This window comes from Pseudomonas sp. PDM27 (assembly GCF_019219205.1).
Lineage (GTDB): Bacteria > Pseudomonadota > Gammaproteobacteria > Pseudomonadales > Pseudomonadaceae > Aquipseudomonas > Aquipseudomonas laurylsulfatiphila.
Genome location: NZ_JAHUWF010000001.1, coordinates 1,015,760 through 1,037,088, shown reverse-complemented (window position 1 = coordinate 1,037,088; position 21,329 = coordinate 1,015,760). Strand labels below are relative to the sequence as shown.

Below are 21,329 nucleotides of genomic sequence, written 5' to 3'. Positions count from 1 at the left end.
TCGCCTTTTTAAGCGGTTACGCGCCGACTACGATCGGCCTTGCCAGAGGCGGGACGGCGGCGCTGACAGGCGCGATACCGGCTTCGAACTCTGGACGGAAGTATTTGATTGCGCTGCCCAACGGCTCCACGGCGCCCGGTGCGTGAGCACAGAAGGTCTTGCCTGGGCCGAGGAAACCGACCAGACCCAGCAGGGTCTCGATGTCGCCTGGCTGGCCTTCACCGTTCTCGATGGCCATCAGGAGCTTGACGCTCCATGGCAAGCCATCGCGGCACGGGGTGCAGAAGCCACAGGATTCGCGGGCGAAGAACTGCTCCATGTTGCGCAGCAGGGACACCATGTTGACGCTGTCGTCCACCGCCATGGCCAGGCCGGTACCCATGCGGGTGCCCACTTTGGCGATGCCGCCGGCGTACATTTGTGCGTCCAGGTGTTCCGGCAACAGGAAGCCGGTACCGGCGCCGCCTGGCTGCCAGCACTTGAGCTTGTAACCGTCGCGCATGCCACCGGCGTAGTCTTCGAACAGCTCGCGACCGGTGACGCCGAACGGCAACTCCCACAGGCCCGGGTTCTTGACCTTGCCGGAGAAGCCCATGAGCTTGGTGCCCATGTCTTCGCTGCCTTCGCGAGCCAGGGATTTATACCAGTCCACGCCGTCGGCAATGATTGCCGGCACGTTGCACAGGGTCTCGACGTTGTTCACGCAAGTCGGCTTGCCCCACACGCCAACGGCAGCAGGGAAGGGCGGCTTGGAGCGCGGGTTGGCGCGGCGGCCTTCGAGGGAGTTGATCAGTGCGGTTTCTTCACCGCAGATGTAACGCCCGGCACCGGTGTGGACGAACAGCTCGAAATCGAAACCGCTGCCCAGGATGTTCTTGCCCAAAAGGCCCGCTGCCTTGGCTTCTTCCACGGCACGGTTGAGGTGCTTGGCGGCGGTGGTGTATTCGCCACGCAGGAAGATGTAGCCGCGGTAGGTTTTCAGCGCACGGGCGCTGATCAGCATGCCTTCGATCAGCAGATGGGGCAGTTGCTCCATCAGCATGCGGTCTTTCCAGGTGTTCGGCTCCATTTCATCCGCGTTGCACAGCAGGTAGCGGATGTTGATGGATTCGTCCTTGGGCATCAGGCCCCACTTCACGCCCGTGGGGAAGCCCGCACCGCCGCGACCCTTGAGGCCGGAATCTTTCACGGTCTGGACGATGTCGTCCTGGGCCATGTCGGCGAAGGCCTTGCGCGCAGCGGCGTAACCGTTCTTGGCCTGGTACTCGTCGAGCCATACGGCTTCGCCGTCATCGCGCAGACGCCAGGTGAGCGGGTGAGTCTCGGCCGAACGCTTGATGCGGTTGGCTGGACCGAAGGAAGTCAGGGTCATACGTAGCCCTCGAGCAATTTGGCAACGCCTGCTGGCTGCACATCACCGAACGTGTCGTCGTCGATCATCAGCGCCGGCGCCTTGTCGCAGTTGCCGAGGCAGCAGACCGGCAGCAGGGTGAAGCGACCGTCGGTGGTGGTCTGACCCAGGCCGATGCCGAGCTTGCTCTGGATTTCGCTGACCACGGACTCGTGGCCGCCGATGTAGCAGACCATGCTGTCGCAGACGCGAATGATGTGGCGGCCGACCGGCTGACGGAAGATCTGGCTGTAGAACGTCGCCACGCCTTCAACGTCGCTGGCCGGGATGCCGAGGATCTCGCCGATGGCGTACAGGGCGCCGTCCGGCACCCAGCCACGCTCCTTCTGGACGATCTTCAGGGCTTCGATCGACGCCGCGCGCGGGTCTTCGTAGTGATGCAACTCGTGCTCGATGGCCGAGCGCTCGGTTTCACTAAAGGTGAAACGGTCTGTCTGGATAAGCGTGCTGTTCATGCTTAGCGGTCCACGTCGGCCATAACGAAATCGATACTACCCAGGTACGCGATCAAGTCCGCGACCATGCTGCCTTTGATCACCGAAGGGATCTGCTGCAGGTGCGGGAAGCTTGGGGTACGAATCCGGGTGCGGTAGCTCATGGTGCCGCCATCGCTCGTCAGGTAATAACTGTTGATGCCCTTGGTCGCTTCGATCATCTGGAAGGATTCGTTGGCCGGCATGACCGGGCCCCACGAAACCTGCAGGAAGTGCGTGATCAAGGTTTCGATGTGCTGCAGGGTGCGCTCTTTCGGCGGCGGCGTGGTCAGCGGGTGATCCGCCTTGTACGGGCCTTCCGGCATGTTGCGCAGGCACTGGTCGATGATCCTGATGCTCTGGCGCATCTCTTCGACACGCACGATGCAGCGGTCGTAGGCATCGCCATTGGCGGCCAGCGGCACTTCGAATTCGAAGTTCTCGTAGCCCGAGTACGGGCGCGCTTTACGCAGGTCGAAGTCGCAACCGGTCGAACGCAGGCCGGCACCGGTGACGCCCCATTCCAGGGCCTCTTTGGTGTTGTAGTCGGCAACGCCGATGGTCCGGCCACGCAGGATGCTGTTGTCCAGGGCGGCTTTCTGGTATTCGTCCAGACGCTTGGGCATCCACTCGACGAAGTCCTTGACCAGCTTTTCCCAGCCGCGCGGCAGGTCGTGGGCGACGCCACCGATGCGGTACCAGGCCGGGTGCAGGCGGAAACCGGTAATGGCCTCGATCACCGTGTAGGCGCGCTGGCGGTCGGTGAAGGTGAAGAACACCGGGGTCATGGCGCCGACGTCCTGGATGTAGGTACCCAGGAACAGCAGGTGGCTGGTGATCCGGAAGAACTCGGCCATCATGATGCGGATGACGTCGACCTTCTCCGGCACCTTGATGCCGGCCAGCTTCTCGACCGAGAGCACGTACGGCAGGTTGTTCATCACGCCGCCGAGGTAATCGATACGGTCGGTGTACGGGATGAAGCTGTGCCACGACTGACGCTCGGCCATTTTCTCGGCACCACGGTGGTGGTAACCGACGTCCGGTACGCAATCGACGATCTCTTCACCGTCCAGCTGCAGGATGATGCGGAACGCACCGTGCGCCGAAGGGTGGTTCGGGCCGAGGTTGAGGAACATGTAGTCCTCGTTCGGGCCGGAGCGTTTCATGCCCCAGTCTTCCGGCTTGAAGCGCGCGGACTCTTCTTCGAGCTGCTGCTTGGCCAGGTTCAGGGTGAACGGATCGAACTCGGTGGCGCGCGCCGGGAAGTCCTTGCGCAGCGGGTGACCTTCCCAGGTCGGCGGCATCATGATGCGCGACAGGTGCGGGTGGCCTTTGAAGTCGATGCCGAACATGTCCCAGACTTCACGCTCGTACCAGTTGGCGTTCGGCCAGATGCTGGTGACGGTCGGCAGGCTGAGGTCGCTCTCGGACAAGGCGACCTTGATCATTACGTCACTATTACGCTCGATCGACATCAAGTGGTAGAACACGGAGAAGTCGACGCCGTTCGGCAGCCCTTGACGCTTGGTGCGCAGACGCTCGTCCACGCCGTGCAGGTCATAGAGCATGACGTACGGCTTGGGCAGGTTACGCAGGAAAGTCAGGACTTCGACGAGTTTGGCGCGGGCAACCCAAAGCACCGGCATGCCGGTGCGGGTAGGCTGGGCGGTGAACGCCTCCGGGCCAAAACGGTTGTTCAGTTCGACGACCACATCCTGGTCGTCTGCCTTGTAAGGCGGGATGTACAGAGCACTGCCTGTAGTCATGGTTATTTATCGCTTTCGGTCAACGTAAAGAATGAAGCCAGCTTCTCGTTTCTTTGAAACAGCAGATCTGGATCAGACTTCGTCGGGGCTGCGCAGGTTGGTTACCTGAATACGCTGTTCGCGGCGCTTTTCCTTCTCGGAAGGCATCTCGGCGCGATACACGCCTTGATCGCCAACGACCCAGGAAAGTGGGCGACGCTCCTGGCCAATCGACTCCTGCAACAGCATCAGGCCTTGCAGGAAAGCTTCAGGGCGGGGCGGGCAGCCAGGCACGTAGACGTCCACGGGCAGGAACTTGTCCACCCCTTGAACGACGGAGTAGATGTCGTACATGCCACCGGAGTTGGCGCACGAACCCATGGAAATGACCCATTTAGGCTCGAGCATTTGCTCGTAGAGACGCTGAATGATCGGCGCCATCTTGATGAAGCAGGTACCGGCGATAACCATGAAATCCGCCTGGCGCGGCGATGCCCGGATAACCTCGGCGCCAAAGCGCGCGATGTCGTGGGGCGCCGTGAAGGCGGTGGTCATTTCCACGTAGCAGCACGAAAGACCGAAGTTATACGGCCACAGGGAGTTCTTGCGCCCCCAGTTGATCGTGCCGTTGAGCACGTCTTCGAGCTTGCCCATGAAAATGTTTTTGTGGACTTGATCTTCTAACGGATCGGAAACGGTTTCCCGCTGGCCAATCGGATACTGCTCGTTAGGAGCATCGGGGTCGATCCTGGTGAGATTGTATTGCATTGCCAAAGCCTCATTGTTTCAGCTTCGCTTGCCGCTTGCGCCGAGCTTCCGGAGCCCAGTCAAGGGCGCCCACTCGGAATAGGTAGACAAGGCCTGCCAACAGAATTGCTATGAAAACGAGAGCTTCGACGAATCCGGTCCAGCCGCTTTCGCGGACGGACACAGACCATGCAAAGAGAAAGAGGGCTTCGATATCGAAGATCACGAAGAGCATCGCGACCAGATAGAATTTGGCTGAGAGCCGCAAGCGGGCGCCACCTGTAGGTAGCATGCCGGACTCGAACGGTTCGTTTTTGCTGCGGCCCCAGGCTTTTGACCCGAGGAGGCTGGAGACACCCAGCATGAAGGCGCAGAGGCCGACAACGCCTAGAAGGAAAATGGCAAAGCCCCAGTTGTGGGCCATGAGTCCTGTCGCTTCGGGCATGCTGGTAATCCTTAACAGAGAGCAAAGGTCTCTGAGCTTGAAAAGAAACAAAAGCAGTGACGATATGTCGCAGCAATCAATCCCGCTGATTTTATGGCTAAACACCCGGCAAGTAAAATTCCTATAGCGAAATTATTTATAGGAATAAGGACATAGGGAACCCCAAAAGCCCTGTGGCCCTTGGCCCGTGGGCATTAGCCGGCATTTCGTCAATTATGTTTTGTAAGGAATGTAACGAACATAGTTATAGCTAAATGATAATCAATATTGTTTGGCTTGGTTTTTATACTGCTTGTCCTTCAGATACTCGGGAAGTTGTCTTATATGGGCGTTACTTGTAGGAGCGAGCTCGCTCGCGATGGTCGTGAACGATAACGCGGGGAACCAGATTCCCCAGCGGCGTCCTTGAGTTTTTCGCGAGCAGGCTCGCTCCTACAGGGAGAGTGTGGTGTTGGTGAAATCGCAGGCAAAAAAACGCCCCGAACCAGGCGGTCGGGGCGTCAGATGTGCAGCGCTGCGGTTAGCTTTCTATTCAGTCCGCAGCGGCTGATGTCTCAGGCGAAGCAGATCAGTGGAACTGTTCTTCTTCAGTCGAACCGGTCAGTGCAGTTACCGAAGACGAGCCACCCTGGATCACGGTGGTCATGTCGTCGAAGTAGCCGGTGCCCACTTCCTGCTGGTGAGCCACGAAGGTGTAGCCTTTGGCGGCGTCAGCGAATTCCTGCTCTTGCAGCTTCACGTAGGCAGTCATGTCGTTGCGGGCGTAGTCGTGCGCCAGGTTGAACATGCTGTGCCACATGTTGTGAATGCCGGCCAGGGTGATGAACTGGTGCTTGTAGCCCATGGCGGACAGTTCGCGCTGGAACTTGGCGATGGTCGCGTCGTCCAGGTTTTTCTTCCAGTTGAAGGAAGGCGAGCAGTTGTACGACAGCAGTTGGTCCGGGTATTCCTTCTTGATCGCTTCAGCGAAGCGACGAGCCTCGTCCAGGTCCGGCTTGGCGGTTTCGCACCAGATCAGGTCGGCGTACGGAGCGTAGGCCAGGCCGCGAGCGATGGCCTGGTCCAGACCGGCGCGCACTTTGTAGAAGCCTTCCTGGGTGCGTTCGCCAGTCACGAATGGCTGGTCGTACGGGTCGCAGTCGGACGTCAGCAGGTCAGCGGCGTTGGCGTCGGTACGGGCCAGGATGATGGTCGGAGTACCGGCGACGTCAGCTGCCAGACGGGCAGCGGTCAGCTTCTGTACGGCTTCCTGGGTAGGAACCAGTACCTTGCCGCCCATGTGGCCGCATTTCTTCACGGAAGCCAGCTGGTCTTCGAAGTGAACGCCGGCGGCGCCTGCTTCGATCATGCTCTTCATCAGCTCGTAGGCGTTCAGTACGCCGCCGAAACCGGCTTCAGCGTCAGCCACGATCGGCGCGAAGTAGTCGATGTAGCCTGCGTCGCCCGGGTTCTTGCCGGCTTTCCACTGGATCTGGTCGGCACGACGGAACGAGTTGTTGATACGCTTGACCACGGTTGGAACCGAGTCCACCGGGTACAGCGACTGGTCCGGGTACATCGATTCGGCGGAGTTGTTGTCCGCAGCAACCTGCCAGCCCGACAGGTAGATCGCCTGGATACCGGCTTTGACTTGTTGTACAGCCTGGCCGCCGGTCAGGGCGCCCATGCAGTTGACGAAATCTTTCTCAGGACGGAAGGCTGGCTTGGCACCCTGGGTGACCAGGTTCCACAGCTTCTCGGCGCCCATTTTTGCAAAGGTGTGCTCAGGTTGAACCGAGCCACGCAGGCGGACGACGTCAGCAGCGGAGTAAGTGCGTGTCACGCCTTTCCAGCGCGGGTTTTCAGCCCAGTCTTTTTCGAGGGCTGCAATTTGCTGTTCGCGTGTCAGTGCCATGGGAGATAAACCTCGTCGCGTCTTTATGAAAAGTTGTTCTGCGGTGGAAAATTCCTGCGCTCGCTGACCAGAAGCTTAAGCGTCAAGTCGGATTCGGCGGGGAGGGCGACGGGATGAACGATGGGCTCGAGGGGAAGTGAGCAGGTAAAGGCGAACTGCGGGCGCATTCGGGCGTCGTGGGCCTTGGTACGAACATCAGTGTGGTGCCGGGTTACCTATTACGCTTCCGTCCCTCGGGACAACTTCGTTCCAGTCGACAACCTCGTCAAACACACCTTGTGGGCGGTACAGACACGAAGCGGTTCGCGGGGTAGGTGCGAACATCGCCTCGAAGGCCCTTGCCAGGGCCCCTGATTAGCGGGAGCGAGGCCATCATGCCTTCGCTTTTTTGGCTCGTCAAACGTTTTGTAGTGCTTTTTTTCAAGCACTACATCTTTGGTCTAATACGACTCGCCAGTCAGTTTTCGGTGGTTTAGTCCAAGGTGTCGACTTTCACCCGCAAAGTCATGTCGTTGCGGCTCTGGGTTGAGTAGCTGCGGGTCTGGCCCTGTTTGTCGGCCTGGGTCTGGCCATTGACCCCGGCCAGCAGGATCCACTCACCGAGGTGGCCGGTGACGGTTGTGTCGGTACTTTGCACGTTCACTACATCCTGACGTTCCTGGCTCATGCGGTCACGGTTGGTACTGATCGAGAGGTGAACGATGTCGCCGGTGACGTTTGCGGTGACGTAAAAGCCCTGGGTGACGTTGCGGTATTCGGTCTGGCTGCGCAGGTCGCCATAGCCATCGGTCTGCGAGCTGGTCAGTGGCACGCTCTGGCCGACCTGGATCAGCGCCGGTGCGCCTTCGCTGGCCTGCACTTGTTGAATGCCGCCGTCACGGCTGTCGGTGCTGTAGTTGATGATGCGGGTCTTGGCGCCGTTGGCTGAAGTACCCTGGTCACCCTGGAAGTTGTTGTCGCTGGTGTCGACAGTGATCAGCAGGCGCTTGGGTGCTGTGTCGAGTTGGGAAACAAGGGCTTTAAGTTCGTCGATCTTGCGTTGATCGGCGTTGACGATGAGTTGATTGCCGTAGGCGCTGACCTGTCCGTCCTTGCCGATGAAATCCTGCGCCACCGGCAGCAGGTCGGCGCTGGTGCGGTAGTTCAGGGGCACGATTTCTGTGGCTGCCATGACCGAAAAACTGCAGGCTACCAGCAGGGTGCTGAGCAGGGCGCGTAGGGACATATCCGTTATCTCCGGCTTTGTGATTTGTGTAGGAGCGAGCTTGCTCGCGATGGTCGTGAACGATAATGCGTGAAGCCTGACACCCCGCGGCGTTCTCAAGTCCATCGCGAGCAAGCTCGCTCCTACAGGTGCATGTGTTGATATTGCCAGTTTGTCGGCCTGGAGTGGCGCTAGTTGAATCCTGGACAGCAAAACGCCCCGGCATCGTGTGATGTCAGGGCGTTTTGTGGTGTTCTTGAGGCTGCTATCGCGAGCAAGCTCGCTCCCACAGGGATCGATGGTGTTGCCAGAATCTTCAACAACTCACAGATCTATTGTGGGAGCGAGCTTGCTCCGGGCGGCGTTCCGACGATGTAGGCGACTCGGTCTCAGGCCGAATGCCGCACCATGTCCACATGCGGAATCCCGGCTTCCAGGAACTCCTCACTGACCATGTGAAAGCCCAGGCGCTCATAGAACGCCGTGGCTTGTACCTGGGCGCTGAGCATCTGCTGCTTGAGTCCGCGCTCTTCGGCTTCGCCGATGACCGCTTGCATCAATGCATCGCCGACTTTCAGGCCGCGCCAGTCCTTGAGTACCGAGACCCGGCCGACATGTCCATCGGGCAGCAGGCGCGCGGTGCCAATCGGAAAGTCGCCTTCGTAAGCGAGGAAATGCACGGCATCAATGTCATCGGCGTCCCATTCCAGTTCTGGCGGAACGGATTGCTCGGCGACGAACACCGCTTCACGAATGCGCCGGATCTCGGCGTTGTCCTTTTGCCAGTCTGCGACACGTACGTGAATCTTATTCATCGGCAAACCCCAGGCTTCCTTGCTTGACCAGTTCGCACAAGAGGCCGCGGCCGTCTTCATCGTTCAACCATTCGCCGAGGTTGTCGGTGTGCAGCGCGTCGGCGGCGCAGATCATCTTCAGCAGTTCGCGCAGTTTGCCCGGCAGGTAACGGCTCTGGCCGCTGGCGAACAGCAGCAGGTCGTCATCGACTTCGGACCACGCCAGGCGCGCGCTCGGGTTGCGAATCAGGATCGCGCCTTGCTCCAGGGCGGACATGAAGTCCTCTTCTTCGACGTCTTCCGGACCCACCACCAGTTCCGGGTAGCGTGGCTCGGTCATGAACTGGCCGAACCAGGTCAGCAGCAGGCGCTCGTCGCTCATGTGCTCGGCCAGCAGGCCTTTGAGGCGGTCGAGTGCATCGCGCTGGATCTGGTGAGGATCGGCAGCCGGCAAGGCGTCGGCGTCGGTGTAGCGTTCTTCGTCCGACAGGAACTGGCTGAGGAAGTCGGTGAAGTGGGTCAGCACTTCAGCGGCGCTCGGCGCGCGGAAGCCCACCGAGTAGGTCATGCAGTCATCCACGGCGACGCCGCAGTGAGCCAGGCGCGGCGGCAGGTAGAGCATGTCGCCCGGTTCCAGCACCCATTCATCGGTGGCTTCGAATTCGGAGAGGATGCGCAGGTCGGCGTGGGTCAGCATCGGGCTCTCGGCGTTGCACATCTGGCCGATCTTCCAGTTGCGCTTGCCGTGGCCTTGCAGCAGGAACACGTCGTAGTTGTCGAAGTGCGGACCCACGCTGCCACCTGGCGCGGCGTAGCTGATCATCACGTCGTCGATGCGCCAGCTCGGCAGGAAGCGGAAGTTTTCCAGCAGTTCGCTGACTTCCGGGACGAACTGATCCACGGCCTGAACCAGCAGGGTCCAGTCACGCTCAGGCAGCTTGCTGAATTCATCTTCGGCGAACGGGCCGCGACGCAGTTCCCATGGACGCTCGCCATTCTCGATGATCAGGCGCGATTCGACTTCTTCTTCCAGCGCCAGGCCGGCCAGTTCGTCGGCGTCGATCGGGCTTTCGAAATCAGGAATCGCCTGACGGATCAACAGCGGCTTTTTCTGCCAGTAATCGCGCAGGAATTCCCGTGCCGTGATGCCGCCCAGAAGTTGAAGAGGAATATCAGGATTCATGTGTAACCTATTGAAAAAATGCACTTTTCAGACGGGAATAAAAACGCCCGGCGCGGCCGGGCGTCTTCAAAGGGTCTAGCGATCGATCAGATGCGTTTGGCTTGCTCTACAGCGTTGCCGATGTAGTTCGCCGGGGTGAGCAGTTTCAGCTCGGCCTTGGCGGCGGCTGGCATGTCCAGGCCGTCGATGAAAGTCTGCAGCGCTTCAGGGCTGATGCCCTTGCCACGGGTCAGTTCTTTCAGTTTTTCGTACGGGTTTTCGATGTTGTAGCGACGCATCACGGTCTGGATCGGCTCGGCCAATACTTCCCAGCAAGCGTCCAGGTCGGCGGCAATCTTCTGCTCGTTGAGCTCAAGCTTGCTGATGCCCTTGAGGCTGGCTTCGTACGCGATCACGCTGTGGGCGAAGCCGACACCGAGGTTACGCAGTACGGTGGAGTCGGTCAGGTCGCGCTGCCAGCGGGAGATCGGCAGCTTGCTCGCCAGGTGCTGGAACAGGGCGTTGGCGATGCCCAGGTTGCCTTCGGAGTTTTCGAAGTCGATCGGGTTGACCTTGTGCGGCATGGTCGACGAACCGATTTCGCCAGCGATGGTGCGCTGTTTGAAGTAACCCAGGGAGATGTAGCCCCAGATGTCGCGGTCGAAGTCGATCAGGATGGTGTTGAAGCGGGCGATCGCGTCGAACAGCTCGGCAATGTAGTCGTGCGGTTCGATCTGCGTGGTGTACGGGTTGAAGCCCAGGCCCAGCTCGTCTTCGATGAAGGCGCGGGCATTGGCTTCCCAGTCGATCTCAGGGTAGGCCGACAGGTGGGCGTTGTAGTTGCCGACAGCGCCGTTGATCTTGCCCAGCAGCGGAACGGCAGCGACTTGAGCGATCTGGCGCTCAAGGCGGTAAACCACGTTCGCCAGTTCTTTGCCCAGGGTGGTCGGCGAGGCCGGTTGACCGTGGGTGCGCGATAGCATCGGCACGTCGGCGAAACGGATGGCCAGTTCGCGGATGGCGTTGGCGGTCTGGCGCATCAGCGGCAGCATCACGTCATCACGGCCTTCGCGCAGCATCAGGGCGTGGGACAGGTTGTTGATGTCCTCGCTGGTGCAGGCAAAGTGGATGAACTCGCTGACCTTGGCCAGCTCCGGCAGCTTGGCCGCTTGCTCTTTGAGCAGGTATTCGATGGCCTTGACGTCGTGGTTGGTGGTGCGCTCGATCTCTTTGACGCGCTCGGCGTGCTCCAGAGAGAAGTTTTCCGCCAGGGTGTTGAGCACAGCGTTGGCTTCGGCGGAGAACGCCGGCACTTCGCTGATGGCAGGGTGAGCGGCCAGGCGCTGGAGCCAGCGCACTTCAACCAGAACGCGGGCACGGATCAGGCCGTACTCGCTGAAAATTGGGCGCAGGGCCTGGGTTTTGCCGGCGTAGCGGCCGTCAACAGGGGAAACCGCAGTGAGCGAAGAGAGCTGCATGGGGTGTTCTCGGACAGTCGGGCAACGAAATGGGGCGCGTATCATACATGAAAAAATCCGCCGGTCCGTCGCCAACTGACCGGCGTATTACGCGTATTGCAGAGTTCGGTGCTGTCGATGCGGGTTATTCGTTACGCATCAAGGGGTAAAGCTCTTTGAGCAATTTTCGACGGCTGATTACCAACTGCCAGCGATGACCGCCCAATTGCCGCCACAGGCGTGCAGAACGGATGCCGGCCAGCAGCAGGGCGCGAATTTTCGAGGCGTTGCTCGGTTGTTGCAGGTTGCGCATGTCGCCGTGCACCTGGATACGTTGGCGCAGGGTGCTCAACGTGTCCTGGTACAGCGCGCCGCAGGCGGCGATCACGTTTTCGTGCGCCGGGCCGAAGTGTTCGACCTGGGACTGGATCTGCGGCAAACGCTTGCCGATCACCTCGAGCATGTCGCCACGTTTTGCCAGTTGGCGCTCAAGACCGAGCATCGCCAGGGCATAGCGCAGCGGCTCGCGCTGCAGGGCGCTCGGGTCGCGCTCGAGGGCGCCGATCAGGGCGCGATAGCCTTCACGCAGGTTGATGTCATCGCCGCCATAGACTTCCAGGGTGTCCTTGGGGTCACGGATCAGCAGGCTGCCGAGCATGCAGCTCAGGCCGGCCTCGTTGGTCTGGCCGCTCTTGGCAATCCTGTCCACCAGCACCGCGGCGAGAAACACGCCGCCCAGTGCTGTCAGTTGCTCCTGAATCGGGTTCATAGGGCCTGGCCCTTGCTCGTCCACGGCTCGGCGACTTCAATCACGCCGCCGCCGAGGCAGATCTCACCGTCATAGAACACCACGGACTGGCCCGGAGTGACCGCGCGTTGCGGATCATCGAAGGTCGCGCGATAACCGGTGGCGGTTTTTTCCAGGGTGCAGGGCTGGTCGCTCTGGCGATAACGAACCTTGGCGGTCAGCTTGCGTGGCTGGCTCAGGTCGATCGGGTTGACCCAGTAGATATCGGAGGCGAGCAGGGCGCGGGAGAACAGCCACGGGTGGTCATTGCCCTGGCCGACGATCAGCTCGTTGTGCTCCAGGTCCTTGATCAGCACGTACCACGGCTCGTCGCTGGCGTCTTTCAGGCCGCCGATGCCCAGGCCCTGGCGCTGGCCGATGGTGTGATACATCAGGCCATGATGGCGGCCGATGATTTCACCTTCGGTGGTCTTGATCTCGCCCGGTTGTGCCGGCAGGTACTGTTTGAGGAAGTCGCTGAAGCGGCGCTCGCCGATGAAGCAGATCCCGGTGGAGTCCTTCTTCTTCGCGGTCGCCAGTTCGTACTTTTCGGCAATCGCGCGCACTTGCGGTTTTTCCAGCTCGCCGACCGGGAACAGGGTCTTGGCGATCTGTTCGCCGCCGACGGCGTGCAGGAAGTAGCTCTGGTCCTTGTTCGGGTCCAGGCCCTTGAGCAGTTCGGTGCGGCCATCGATGTCGCGGCGACGCACGTAGTGGCCGGTGGCGATCAGGTCGGCGCCAAGCATCATGGCGTAGTCGAGGAACGCCTTGAACTTGATTTCGCGGTTGCACAGGATGTCCGGGTTCGGCGTGCGTCCGGCCTTGTATTCGGCCAGGAAATGCTCGAACACGTTGTCCCAGTACTCGGCGGCGAAGTTGGCGGTGTGCAGCTTGATGCCGATCTTGTCGCACACGGCCTGGGCGTCCGCCAGGTCATCCATGGCGGTGCAGTATTCCGTTCCATCGTCTTCTTCCCAGTTCTTCATGAACAGGCCTTCCACCTCATAACCCTGCTCGATCAGCAGGAGGGCGGAAACGGAAGAGTCCACGCCGCCGGACATGCCGACAATGACGCGCTTCTTTTGTGTGTCAGAAGGGGCTGGATCACGCATAGGGATTCAATGAGTGTCTTGAAAAAGGACGCGATTCTAACAGGCCGGAGCCTGCATGGCTAAAGAGAAGGACGGATCAATTCAAGGCCGAAGTGTTGGCCTGCCAGATAGTCATCGATGCAGCGCATGATCAGCTCGCTGCGCCAGTTGTCGCGCTGCTCGATTAATTCCTCGCGGGTCAACCACTTGGCGCCGACGATGCCGTCGTCCAGTTGATAATCGGGGTGGTGTTTCAGCGCTTTGGCGATGAAGCAGACCCGCTGGTAGGTCACGCCGTTGCTCGGGGCGGTGTAGAGGTAAATGCCCAGTACGCCGGTCGGTTCGACATCCCAGCCAGTTTCCTCGAGGGTTTCGCGCACGGCGGCTTCGGTCAGGGTTTCGTTCGGATCCAGGTGGCCTGCGGGCTGGTTGAGCACCACGCGACCGTGCTTGAGTTCTTCGACCATCAGGAAGCGGCCGTTGTCTTCGACGATGGTGGCGACGGTGATGTGGGGTTTCCAGTCCATGAAGTGTCCTCAGATTAAGCTTGGAATGCGATTAATGTGGGAGCGAGCCTGCTCGCGAAAGCGGTGGGTCAGCCAGCATTGATGTTGAATGATAAACCGCATTCGCGAGCAGGCTCGCTCCCACGGGGTCCGATTTCGACAGATAAAGTTGTGTGAAGGCCAGAAAACACAAACCCCGGCACATGGCCGGGGTTTGTGGTGCTTCCTTACAACCTTAAACCAGCGCTGCAACCGCTGCGTTGAAGGTTGCGCTTGGGCGCATGGCCTTGCTGATCAGCTCGGCGTCGGCGTGGTAGTAACCGCCGATGTCCACTGGCTTGCCCTGAACGGCGTTGAGTTCGGCAACGATGGTCGCCTCGTTCTCGGTCAGGGTTTTGGCCAGGGTCGCGAACTGCGCTTGCAGTGCAGTGTCTTCGGTCTGGGCGGCCAGGGCTTGAGCCCAGTACAGCGCCAGGTAGAAGTGGCTGCCGCGGTTGTCGATGTTGCCGACTTTGCGCGATGGCGACTTGTTGTTGTCCAGGAACTGGCCGGTGGCTTGGTCCAGGGTCTTGGCCAGTACCAGCGCCTTTGGATTGTTGTAGGTCACGCCCAGGTGTTCCAGGGACGCGGCCAGGGCCAGGAATTCACCCAGCGAATCCCAGCGCAGGAAGTTCTCTTCCAGCAGTTGCTGAACGTGCTTCGGCGCCGAACCGCCGGCGCCGGTTTCGAACAGGCCACCGCCGTTCATCAGCGGCACGATCGACAGCATCTTGGCGCTGGTGCCCAGTTCCATGATCGGGAACAGGTCGGTCAGGTAGTCGCGCAGTACGTTGCCGGTCACCGAGATGGTGTCCTTGCCTTCGCGGGTGCGCTGCAGGGTGAACTTCATGGCGTCGACAGGCGACATGATCTGGATGTCCAGGCCGGCAGTGTCGTGATCCTTCAGGTAGGCCTGAACTTTCTCGATCACCACGCCGTCGTGGGCGCGCATTGGGTCCAGCCAGAAAATCGCCGGAGTGCTGCTGGCGCGAGCACGGTTGACGGCCAGTTTGACCCAGTCCTGGATCGGCGCGTCTTTGGTCTGGCACATGCGGAAGATGTCGCCGGCTTCGACCGACTGCTCCAGCAGCAGGTTGCCCTTGCTGTCGGTGACGCGAACAACGCCGTCAGCCTTGATCTGGAAGGTCTTGTCGTGGGAACCGTACTCTTCGGCTTTCTTCGCCATCAGGCCAACGTTCGGCACGCTGCCCATGGTGGTCGGATCGAATGCGCCGTTGGCTTTGCAATCTTCGATCACGGCCTGGTAGATGGTCGCGTAGCAACGATCCGGGATCACGGCCTTGGTGTCGTGCAACTGGCCGTCGGTGCCCCACATCTTGCCGGAGTCGCGGATCATCGCTGGCATCGAGGCGTCGACGATCACGTCGCTCGGCACGTGCAGGTTGGTGATGCCTTTGTCGGAGTTGACCATCGCCAGGGAAGGGCGAGCGGCGTAGACCGCCTGGATGTCAGCTTCGATGGCCGCTTGCTGTTCAGCAGGCAGGGCCTTGATGCGAGCGTACAGGTCGCCGATGCCGTTGTTCAGGTTGAAGCCGATCTGTGCCAGCACGTCAGCGTGCTTGGCCAGTGCGTCTTTATAGAACTCGGCAACGATCTGGCCGAACATGATCGGGTCGGAGACCTTCATCATGGTGGCTTTCAGGTGAACCGACAGCAGCACGCCTTGTGCCTTGGCGTCTTCGATTTCGGCGGCGATGAAGCTGCGCAGGGCGTTTTTGCTCATGACCGCGCAATCGAGGATCTCACCGGCTTGTACGCTGGTCTTTTCTTTCAGGACGGTGGCGGTGCCGTCTTGAGCGATCAGTTCGATTTTCACGGCGTCAGCGGCGTCGATCAGGGCGGCTTTTTCGCTGCCGTAGAAATCGCCGGTGCTCATGTGCGCAACGTGGGACTTGGAGTCCTTGGCCCAGGCGCCCATTTTGTGCGGGTGCTTGCGCGCGTAGTTCTTGACCGACAGCGGAGCGCGACGGTCGGAGTTGCCTTCACGCAGAACCGGGTTCACGGCGCTGCCCTTGACCTTGTCGTAGCGCGCCTTGGCTTCTTTGTCGGCGTCGCAGGTCACGGTTTCCGGGTAGTCCGGCAGGTTGTAGCCCTGGGCTTGCAGCTCTTTGATCGCGGCTTGCAGTTGTGGAACCGAAGCACTGATGTTCGGCAGCTTGATGATGTTGGCTTCAGGCGTAACGGCCAGGGCGCCCAGTTCGGCGAGGTGGTCGGCTACGGCTTTGTCACCCAGTTGCTCGGGGAAGCTGGCCAGGATGCGCCCTGCAAGAGAGATATCGCGGGTTTCAACGGCGATATCAGCCGAGGCGGTGAACGCCTCTACGATAGGCAACAGTGAATAGGTGGCGAGGGCAGGAGCTTCGTCGGTGAAGGTATAGATGATCTTCGAGCGGGTGGGCATATTCGGATTAACTCTCTCTTCTTTGCTAAAGCGTGCGCAGAAACTCGAGGGCGCCGGGTAAGCGCGTTCGTTCAAAGTCATCCATGAGCCGAATATCGAGGTTTCGTTGCTGTGATGTTGGGTGCATCAGTGGGGCGTCAAGCAGTCGGGCTGCGGTAACAGACCGACTTATCGGGTTGAAACTCTCGTCGTAGAGCCGTTCAACACGTCGTGACCCTTTAGTCAGCGGCGGCATTATACATAGGTAGCTGGCAATCTGCCGATGGTTCATACGCAACGAATGTCGTCCATTGGTCTAAAGGTCGCAGGGGCGAGGAGGGCGTAAGGTCATTCGTCGTGCTTGAGTTTGGCGTTTTTCCCTTTGCTTTCAGGCTTGTAGGCCGCTGGTTGTGCGGCTTTGCGGCATATGGATAGAACATAGGGTTTGCGCGCCGATTCAACTGGGTTACGCTCGAACCAAGCCAGATGTTCAATCCAATCAATGGAGTTCAGCATGGGTTACAAGAAGATTCAGGTTCCAGCCGTCGGCGACAAAATCACCGTCAATGCAGACCATTCTCTCAATGTTCCTAATAACCCGATCATCCCCTTCATCGAAGGCGACGGCATTGGTGTCGACATCAGCCCGGTCATGATCAAGGTTGTCGATGCTGCTGTTAAGAAGGCTTATGGTGGCGAGCGCAAGATTTCCTGGATGGAGGTGTACGCCGGGGAAAAAGCGACTCAGGTCTACGATCAGGACACCTGGCTGCCTCAGGAAACCCTGGACGCGGTCAAGGATTACGTGGTTTCCATCAAGGGCCCGCTGACCACCCCGGTCGGTGGCGGCATCCGTTCGCTGAACGTGGCCCTGCGCCAGCAACTCGACCTGTACGTCTGCCTGCGTCCGGTGCGCTGGTTCGAAGGCGTGCCTAGCCCGGTCAAGAAGCCGGGTGATGTCGACATGACCATCTTCCGCGAGAACTCCGAAGACATCTATGCGGGTATCGAGTGGAAGGCCGGTACGCCGGAAGCCACCAAGGTCATCAAGTTCCTTAAAGAAGAAATGGGCGTCACCAAGATCCGTTTCGACGAGAACTGCGGTATCGGTGTCAAGCCGGTTTCGCTGCAAGGCACCAAGCGTCTGGCGCGCAAGGCCCTGCAATATGTGGTCGACAACGATCGCGATTCGCTGACCATCGTGCACAAAGGCAACATCATGAAGTTCACCGAAGGTGCCTTCAAGGAATGGGCCTACGAAGTGGCGGCTGAAGAATTCGGCGCGACCCTGCTCGACGGCGGTCCGTGGATGCAGTTCAAGAACCCGAAAACCGGCAAGAACGTCATCGTCAAGGATGCCATCGCCGACGCCATGCTCCAGCAGATCCTGCTGCGCCCGGCCGAGTACGATGTGATCGCGACCCTGAACCTGAACGGTGACTACCTCTCCGACGCCCTGGCGGCGGAAGTGGGCGGTATCGGTATCGCACCGGGTGCCAACCTGTCCGACACCGTGGCCATGTTCGAAGCCACCCACGGTACGGCGCCGAAGTACGCCGGCAAGGACCAGGTCAACCCGGGTTCGCTGATCCTCTCCGCTGAGATGATGCTGCGCCACATGGGCTGGACCGAAGCGGCCGACCTGATCATCAAGGGCACCAATGGCGCGATTTCCGCCAAGACCGTGACCTATGATTTCGAGCGTCTGATGGAAGGGGCGAAACTGGTGTCGTCTTCCGGTTTCGGTGATGCGCTGATCTCGCACATGTAAGAAAACGCAGGTACACAAAAACCGCCTGATTCAAGAAGTTGAGTCAGGCGGTTTTTTTATGGCTGGTTGACCCGGCGGTGTTAAACCGAAACGGTCTGCTCAGGTGACTGTGTCGCGGCTTTCAAGGCATCTACCGGGTTGGTGATGTTGACCGCGTGAAGGCCTTTGGGCCCCTGGATGATGTCGAATACGACGGCTTGCCCGGCTTTCAGGGTTTTATAACCTTCCATTTTAATGGCCGAGTAGTGGGCAAACAGATCTTCTGTCTTGCCTTCCTCGTTGATGAATCCGTAACCCTTGGCGTTGTTGAACCACTTCACCTTGCCGACTGCCATACCCAACTCCCTCTGCAACAGACTCCATCACTGGAGTATCATCCACTACATCCGCAGTCGAACCTGTAAATAAGTTTGACTCCGCGGACCTTTTTTACCCACTGTGGGCTCTATTGGTTGTAACACCCTTTTGCCGATAGTCAAGCTGACCGGCAGTCGGAGTTGAAATCGCTGATAGCCGCCCCCACCACTGTATTTGAACAACTGACGAACCTTTCTTTCCATGCATGCAATCAGCCAGATTCGACTAACATTCAATCAGGATCGCCCTGATTTACACGACGACGATTCCGCAGGCATTGCTGTTCAGGAGGCAAAGCCTGCTCTACAGGCGCCGCCGATGTACAAGGTGGTTTTGTTCAATGATGACTACACACCGATGGATTTCGTCGTCGAAGTGCTCGAGGTGTTTTTTAACCTGAATCGCGAGCTGGCGACCAAGGTCATGCTGGCCGTCCATACAGAAGGACGGGCAGTATGTGGAGTGTTTACCCGCGACATCGCGGAGACCAAGGCCATGCAGGTCAACCAGTACGCCAGGGAAAGCCAGCATCCGCTACTCTGTGAAATCGAGAAGGACGGTTAATCGCCGACCACTTGGGTATGAGGTGAAGCTATGTTAAACCGCGAGCTCGAAGTCACCCTCAATCTTGCCTTCAAGGAGGCCCGTTCGAAGCGTCATGAGTTCATGACCGTCGAACACCTCCTGCTGGCCCTATTGGACAATGAGGCTGCCGCCACCGTTCTGCGTGCGTGCGGCGCAAACCTCGACAAACTCAAGCATGACCTGCAGGAGTTCATCGACTCCACCACGCCATTGATCCCCGTGCATGACGAGGATCGCGAAACCCAGCCAACCCTGGGCTTCCAGCGTGTCCTGCAACGTGCTGTGTTTCACGTACAGAGCTCGGGCAAACGCGAAGTGACTGGTGCCAACGTGCTGGTCGCGATCTTCAGTGAGCAAGAGAGTCAGGCGGTGTTCCTGCTGAAACAGCAGAGCGTTGCCCGCATAGATGTCGTCAACTACATCGCCCATGGCATTTCCAAGGTGCCGGGGCATGGCGATCACTCTGAAGGTGAGCAAGATATGCAGGACGACGAGGGCGGTGAGTCTTCTTCCTCGGGCAATCCCCTGGATGCTTATGCCAGCAACCTCAACGAACTCGCGCGCCAGGGTCGTATCGATCCGTTGGTGGGGCGTGAGCTGGAAGTCGAACGTGTCGCACAGATCCTGGCACGTCGACGCAAGAACAACCCGCTGCTGGTGGGCGAGGCGGGCGTGGGTAAAACCGCGATTGCCGAAGGCCTGGCCAAGCGCATTGTCGACAACCAGGTGCCGGACCTGCTGGCCAACAGCGTGGTTTACTCCCTCGACCTGGGTGCCCTGCTGGCCGGTACCAAGTACCGTGGCGATTTCGAGAAGCGCTTCAAGGCGTTGCTCAATGAGCTGAAAAAACGGCCGCAGGCAATCCTGTTCATCGACGAGATCCACACCATCATCGGTGCGGGTGCTGCGTCCGGTGGTGTCATGGATGCCTCGAACCTGCTCAAGCCGTTGCTGTCCTCGGGTGATATCCGTTGCATCGGGTCGACCACCTTCCAGGAATTCCGCGGCATCTTCGAGAAGGACCGTGCCTTGGCCCGGCGCTTCCAGAAGGTCGATGTGTCGGAGCCTTCGGTGGAAGACACCATTGGCATTCTGCGCGGCCTGAAGGGGCGTTTCGAAAGCCATCACAATATCGAATACAGCGATGAGGCCCTGCGCGCGGCTGCCGAACTGGCTTCGCGTTACATCAATGATCGTCACATGCCGGACAAAGCGATCGATGTGATCGACGAAGCGGGTGCCTACCAGCGCCTGCAACCGGTCGAGATGCGTGTCAAGCGCATCGAAGTGCCTCAGGTCGAAGACATCGTCGCGAAAATCGCGCGGATTCCACCAAAGCACGTCACCAGCTCCGACAAGGAATTGCTGCGTAACCTCGAGCGTGACCTGAAGTTGACCGTGTTTGGTCAGGATGCCGCGATCGATTCGCTGGCCACCGCGATCAAGTTGTCCCGTGCCGGCCTCAAGTCCCCTGACAAGCCTGTCGGTTCGTTCCTGTTCGCAGGGCCTACCGGTGTCGGTAAAACCGAAGCGGCGCGTCAGTTGGCCAAGGCGCTGGGTGTCGAGCTGATTCGCTTCGACATGTCCGAGTACATGGAGCGCCACACCGTATCGCGTCTGATCGGTGCGCCTCCGGGTTATGTCGGGTTCGACCAGGGCGGTCTGCTGACCGAAGCCATTACCAAGCAACCACACTGCGTGCTGTTGCTCGATGAAATCGAGAAAGCGCATCCGGAAGTCTTCAACCTGCTGCTGCAGGTCATGGACCACGGTACCTTGACCGATAACAACGGGCGCAAGGCGGATTTCCGTAACGTGATCGTCATCATGACGACCAACGCCGGTGCCGAGACAGCTGCGCGTGCTTCGATCGGTTTCACCTTCCAGGACCACTCGTCCGATGCGATGGAAGTGATCAAGAAGAGCTTCACGCCGGAATTCCGCAACCGTCTGGACACCATTATCCAGTTTGGTCGCCTCAGCCATGAGGTCATCAAGAGCGTGGTGGACAAGTTCCTTACCGAGCTTCAGGCGCAGCTGGAAGACAAGCGAGTGTTGCTGGAAGTCACCGATGCGGCCCGCAGCTGGCTCGCCGAAGGTGGCTACGATGCAGCGATGGGTGCTCGCCCAATGGCGCGCCTGATCCAGGACAAGATCAAGCGCCCACTGGCGGAGGAGATTCTTTTTGGCGAACTGGCCGAGCATGGCGGTGTGGTGCACATCGACATCAAGGATGGCGAGCTGACCTTCGAGTTCGAGACCACGGCCGAGATGGCCTGACGTTAAACCGCAACAAAGCAAAAAGGCGCCGAAAGGCGCCTTTTTGTTGTCTGTAGGTCATACACAAATCCTTTGTGGGAGCGGGCTTGCTCGCGAAAGCGTCGGCATATCCAGCATCCCTGTGTCAGACAGATCGCATTCGCGAGCAAGCCCGCTCCCACAGGGTTTGGTGTGATG

At 59.5% G+C, this 21,329-nt stretch carries 19 protein-coding genes; 3 read left to right on the top strand and 16 right to left on the bottom strand.

The genetic code is table 11. The annotated features are described in order from the left end of the window. Nucleotides 1-16: 16 nt before the first annotated feature. The 15 genes from nuoF to KW838_RS04575 all read right to left on the bottom strand — a co-directional run bounded on the left by nuoF (nt 17) and on the right by KW838_RS04575 (nt 16,675). Entirely contained in the window at nt 17-1,372 is a 1,356-nt protein-coding gene (nuoF, locus tag KW838_RS04645) for an NADH-quinone oxidoreductase subunit NuoF (RefSeq protein ID WP_095966502.1), read from the bottom strand. Continuing rightward, the gene (gene nuoE / locus KW838_RS04640) at nt 1,369-1,866 is read right to left on the bottom strand and encodes an NADH-quinone oxidoreductase subunit NuoE (RefSeq protein ID WP_218500543.1); all 498 of its coding nucleotides are present in this window, start codon (nt 1,864-1,866) and stop codon (nt 1,369-1,371) included. Before nuoE ends, nuoF begins: the two co-directional genes overlap by 4 nt. Before the next feature lie 2 nt (nt 1,867-1,868). Further along, entirely contained in the window at nt 1,869-3,653 is a 1,785-nt protein-coding gene (nuoC, locus tag KW838_RS04635) for an NADH-quinone oxidoreductase subunit C/D (protein ID WP_007981273.1), read from the bottom strand. Between the two features lie 72 nt (nt 3,654-3,725). Beyond that, entirely contained in the window at nt 3,726-4,400 is a 675-nt protein-coding gene (locus KW838_RS04630) for an NADH-quinone oxidoreductase subunit B family protein (RefSeq protein WP_007970441.1), read from the bottom strand. Nucleotides 4,401-4,410: 10 nt separating this feature from the next. Next, nucleotides 4,411-4,824 carry an NADH-quinone oxidoreductase subunit A gene (locus KW838_RS04625; protein WP_003223812.1) on the bottom strand — a complete coding sequence of 138 codons (414 nt, stop codon included), beginning with the start codon at nt 4,822-4,824 and terminating at the stop codon, nt 4,411-4,413. A gap of 568 nt (nt 4,825-5,392) precedes the next feature. After that, entirely contained in the window at nt 5,393-6,718 is a 1,326-nt protein-coding gene (gene aceA / locus KW838_RS04620) for an isocitrate lyase (protein WP_007970439.1), read from the bottom strand. Nucleotides 6,719-7,190: 472 nt separating this feature from the next. After that, nucleotides 7,191-7,943 (bottom strand): secretin N-terminal domain-containing protein, encoded by a 753-nt coding sequence (locus KW838_RS04615; RefSeq protein ID WP_218500542.1) that lies wholly within the window; start codon nt 7,941-7,943, stop codon nt 7,191-7,193. A gap of 368 nt (nt 7,944-8,311) precedes the next feature. After that, nucleotides 8,312-8,737: a GNAT family N-acetyltransferase gene (locus KW838_RS04610; RefSeq protein WP_095966499.1), complete on the bottom strand. Its 426-nt coding sequence runs from the start codon at nt 8,735-8,737 to the stop codon at nt 8,312-8,314. After that, nucleotides 8,730-9,899: a cupin domain-containing protein gene (locus KW838_RS04605; protein ID WP_218500541.1), complete on the bottom strand. Its 1,170-nt coding sequence runs from the start codon at nt 9,897-9,899 to the stop codon at nt 8,730-8,732. The genes KW838_RS04610 and KW838_RS04605 overlap by 8 nt, the downstream gene beginning before the upstream one ends. Before the next feature lie 86 nt (nt 9,900-9,985). Beyond that, nucleotides 9,986-11,356: an adenylosuccinate lyase gene (gene purB / locus KW838_RS04600; protein ID WP_007972090.1), complete on the bottom strand. Its 1,371-nt coding sequence runs from the start codon at nt 11,354-11,356 to the stop codon at nt 9,986-9,988. Nucleotides 11,357-11,480: 124 nt separating this feature from the next. Further along, on the bottom strand, nt 11,481-12,104 hold the full coding sequence (gene hflD, locus KW838_RS04595; protein ID WP_007972088.1) for a high frequency lysogenization protein HflD: 624 nt from the start codon (nt 12,102-12,104) through the stop codon (nt 11,481-11,483). Then, on the bottom strand, nt 12,101-13,234 hold the full coding sequence (gene mnmA / locus KW838_RS04590) for a tRNA 2-thiouridine(34) synthase MnmA (RefSeq protein ID WP_007972086.1): 1,134 nt from the start codon (nt 13,232-13,234) through the stop codon (nt 12,101-12,103). The genes hflD and mnmA overlap by 4 nt, the downstream gene beginning before the upstream one ends. Before the next feature lie 59 nt (nt 13,235-13,293). After that, nucleotides 13,294-13,740 (bottom strand): NUDIX hydrolase, encoded by a 447-nt coding sequence (locus KW838_RS04585; protein ID WP_102699198.1) that lies wholly within the window; start codon nt 13,738-13,740, stop codon nt 13,294-13,296. 214 nt (nt 13,741-13,954) lie between these two features. Next, entirely contained in the window at nt 13,955-16,180 is a 2,226-nt protein-coding gene (locus tag KW838_RS04580; RefSeq protein WP_218500540.1) for an NADP-dependent isocitrate dehydrogenase, read from the bottom strand. 327 nt (nt 16,181-16,507) lie between these two features. Then, nucleotides 16,508-16,675 carry a hypothetical protein gene (locus tag KW838_RS04575; protein WP_162831814.1) on the bottom strand — a complete coding sequence of 56 codons (168 nt, stop codon included), beginning with the start codon at nt 16,673-16,675 and terminating at the stop codon, nt 16,508-16,510. Between KW838_RS04575 and icd the strand changes: the two genes are divergently transcribed. Further along, nucleotides 16,674-17,930 (top strand): NADP-dependent isocitrate dehydrogenase, encoded by a 1,257-nt coding sequence (gene icd / locus KW838_RS04570; protein WP_007972065.1) that lies wholly within the window; start codon nt 16,674-16,676, stop codon nt 17,928-17,930. The two genes, KW838_RS04575 and icd, sit on opposite strands and share 2 nt — an antisense overlap. Nucleotides 17,931-18,010: 80 nt before the next feature. On the opposite strand, the gene cspD is transcribed toward icd, so the two are convergent. Then, nucleotides 18,011-18,265: a cold shock domain-containing protein CspD gene (gene cspD, locus KW838_RS04565; RefSeq protein ID WP_218500539.1), complete on the bottom strand. Its 255-nt coding sequence runs from the start codon at nt 18,263-18,265 to the stop codon at nt 18,011-18,013. Between the two features lie 223 nt (nt 18,266-18,488). Here cspD and clpS point away from each other — a divergent pair, with 223 nt between their 5' ends. Both clpS and clpA read left to right on the top strand, forming a co-directional pair. After that, the gene (gene clpS / locus KW838_RS04560; RefSeq protein ID WP_015094394.1) at nt 18,489-18,851 is read left to right on the top strand and encodes an ATP-dependent Clp protease adapter ClpS; all 363 of its coding nucleotides are present in this window, start codon (nt 18,489-18,491) and stop codon (nt 18,849-18,851) included. A gap of 30 nt (nt 18,852-18,881) precedes the next feature. Then, nucleotides 18,882-21,152, top strand: a complete 2,271-nt coding sequence (gene clpA / locus KW838_RS04555) for an ATP-dependent Clp protease ATP-binding subunit ClpA (protein ID WP_007972069.1) — start codon at nt 18,882-18,884, stop codon at nt 21,150-21,152. Nucleotides 21,153-21,329: the final 177 nt, after the last annotated feature.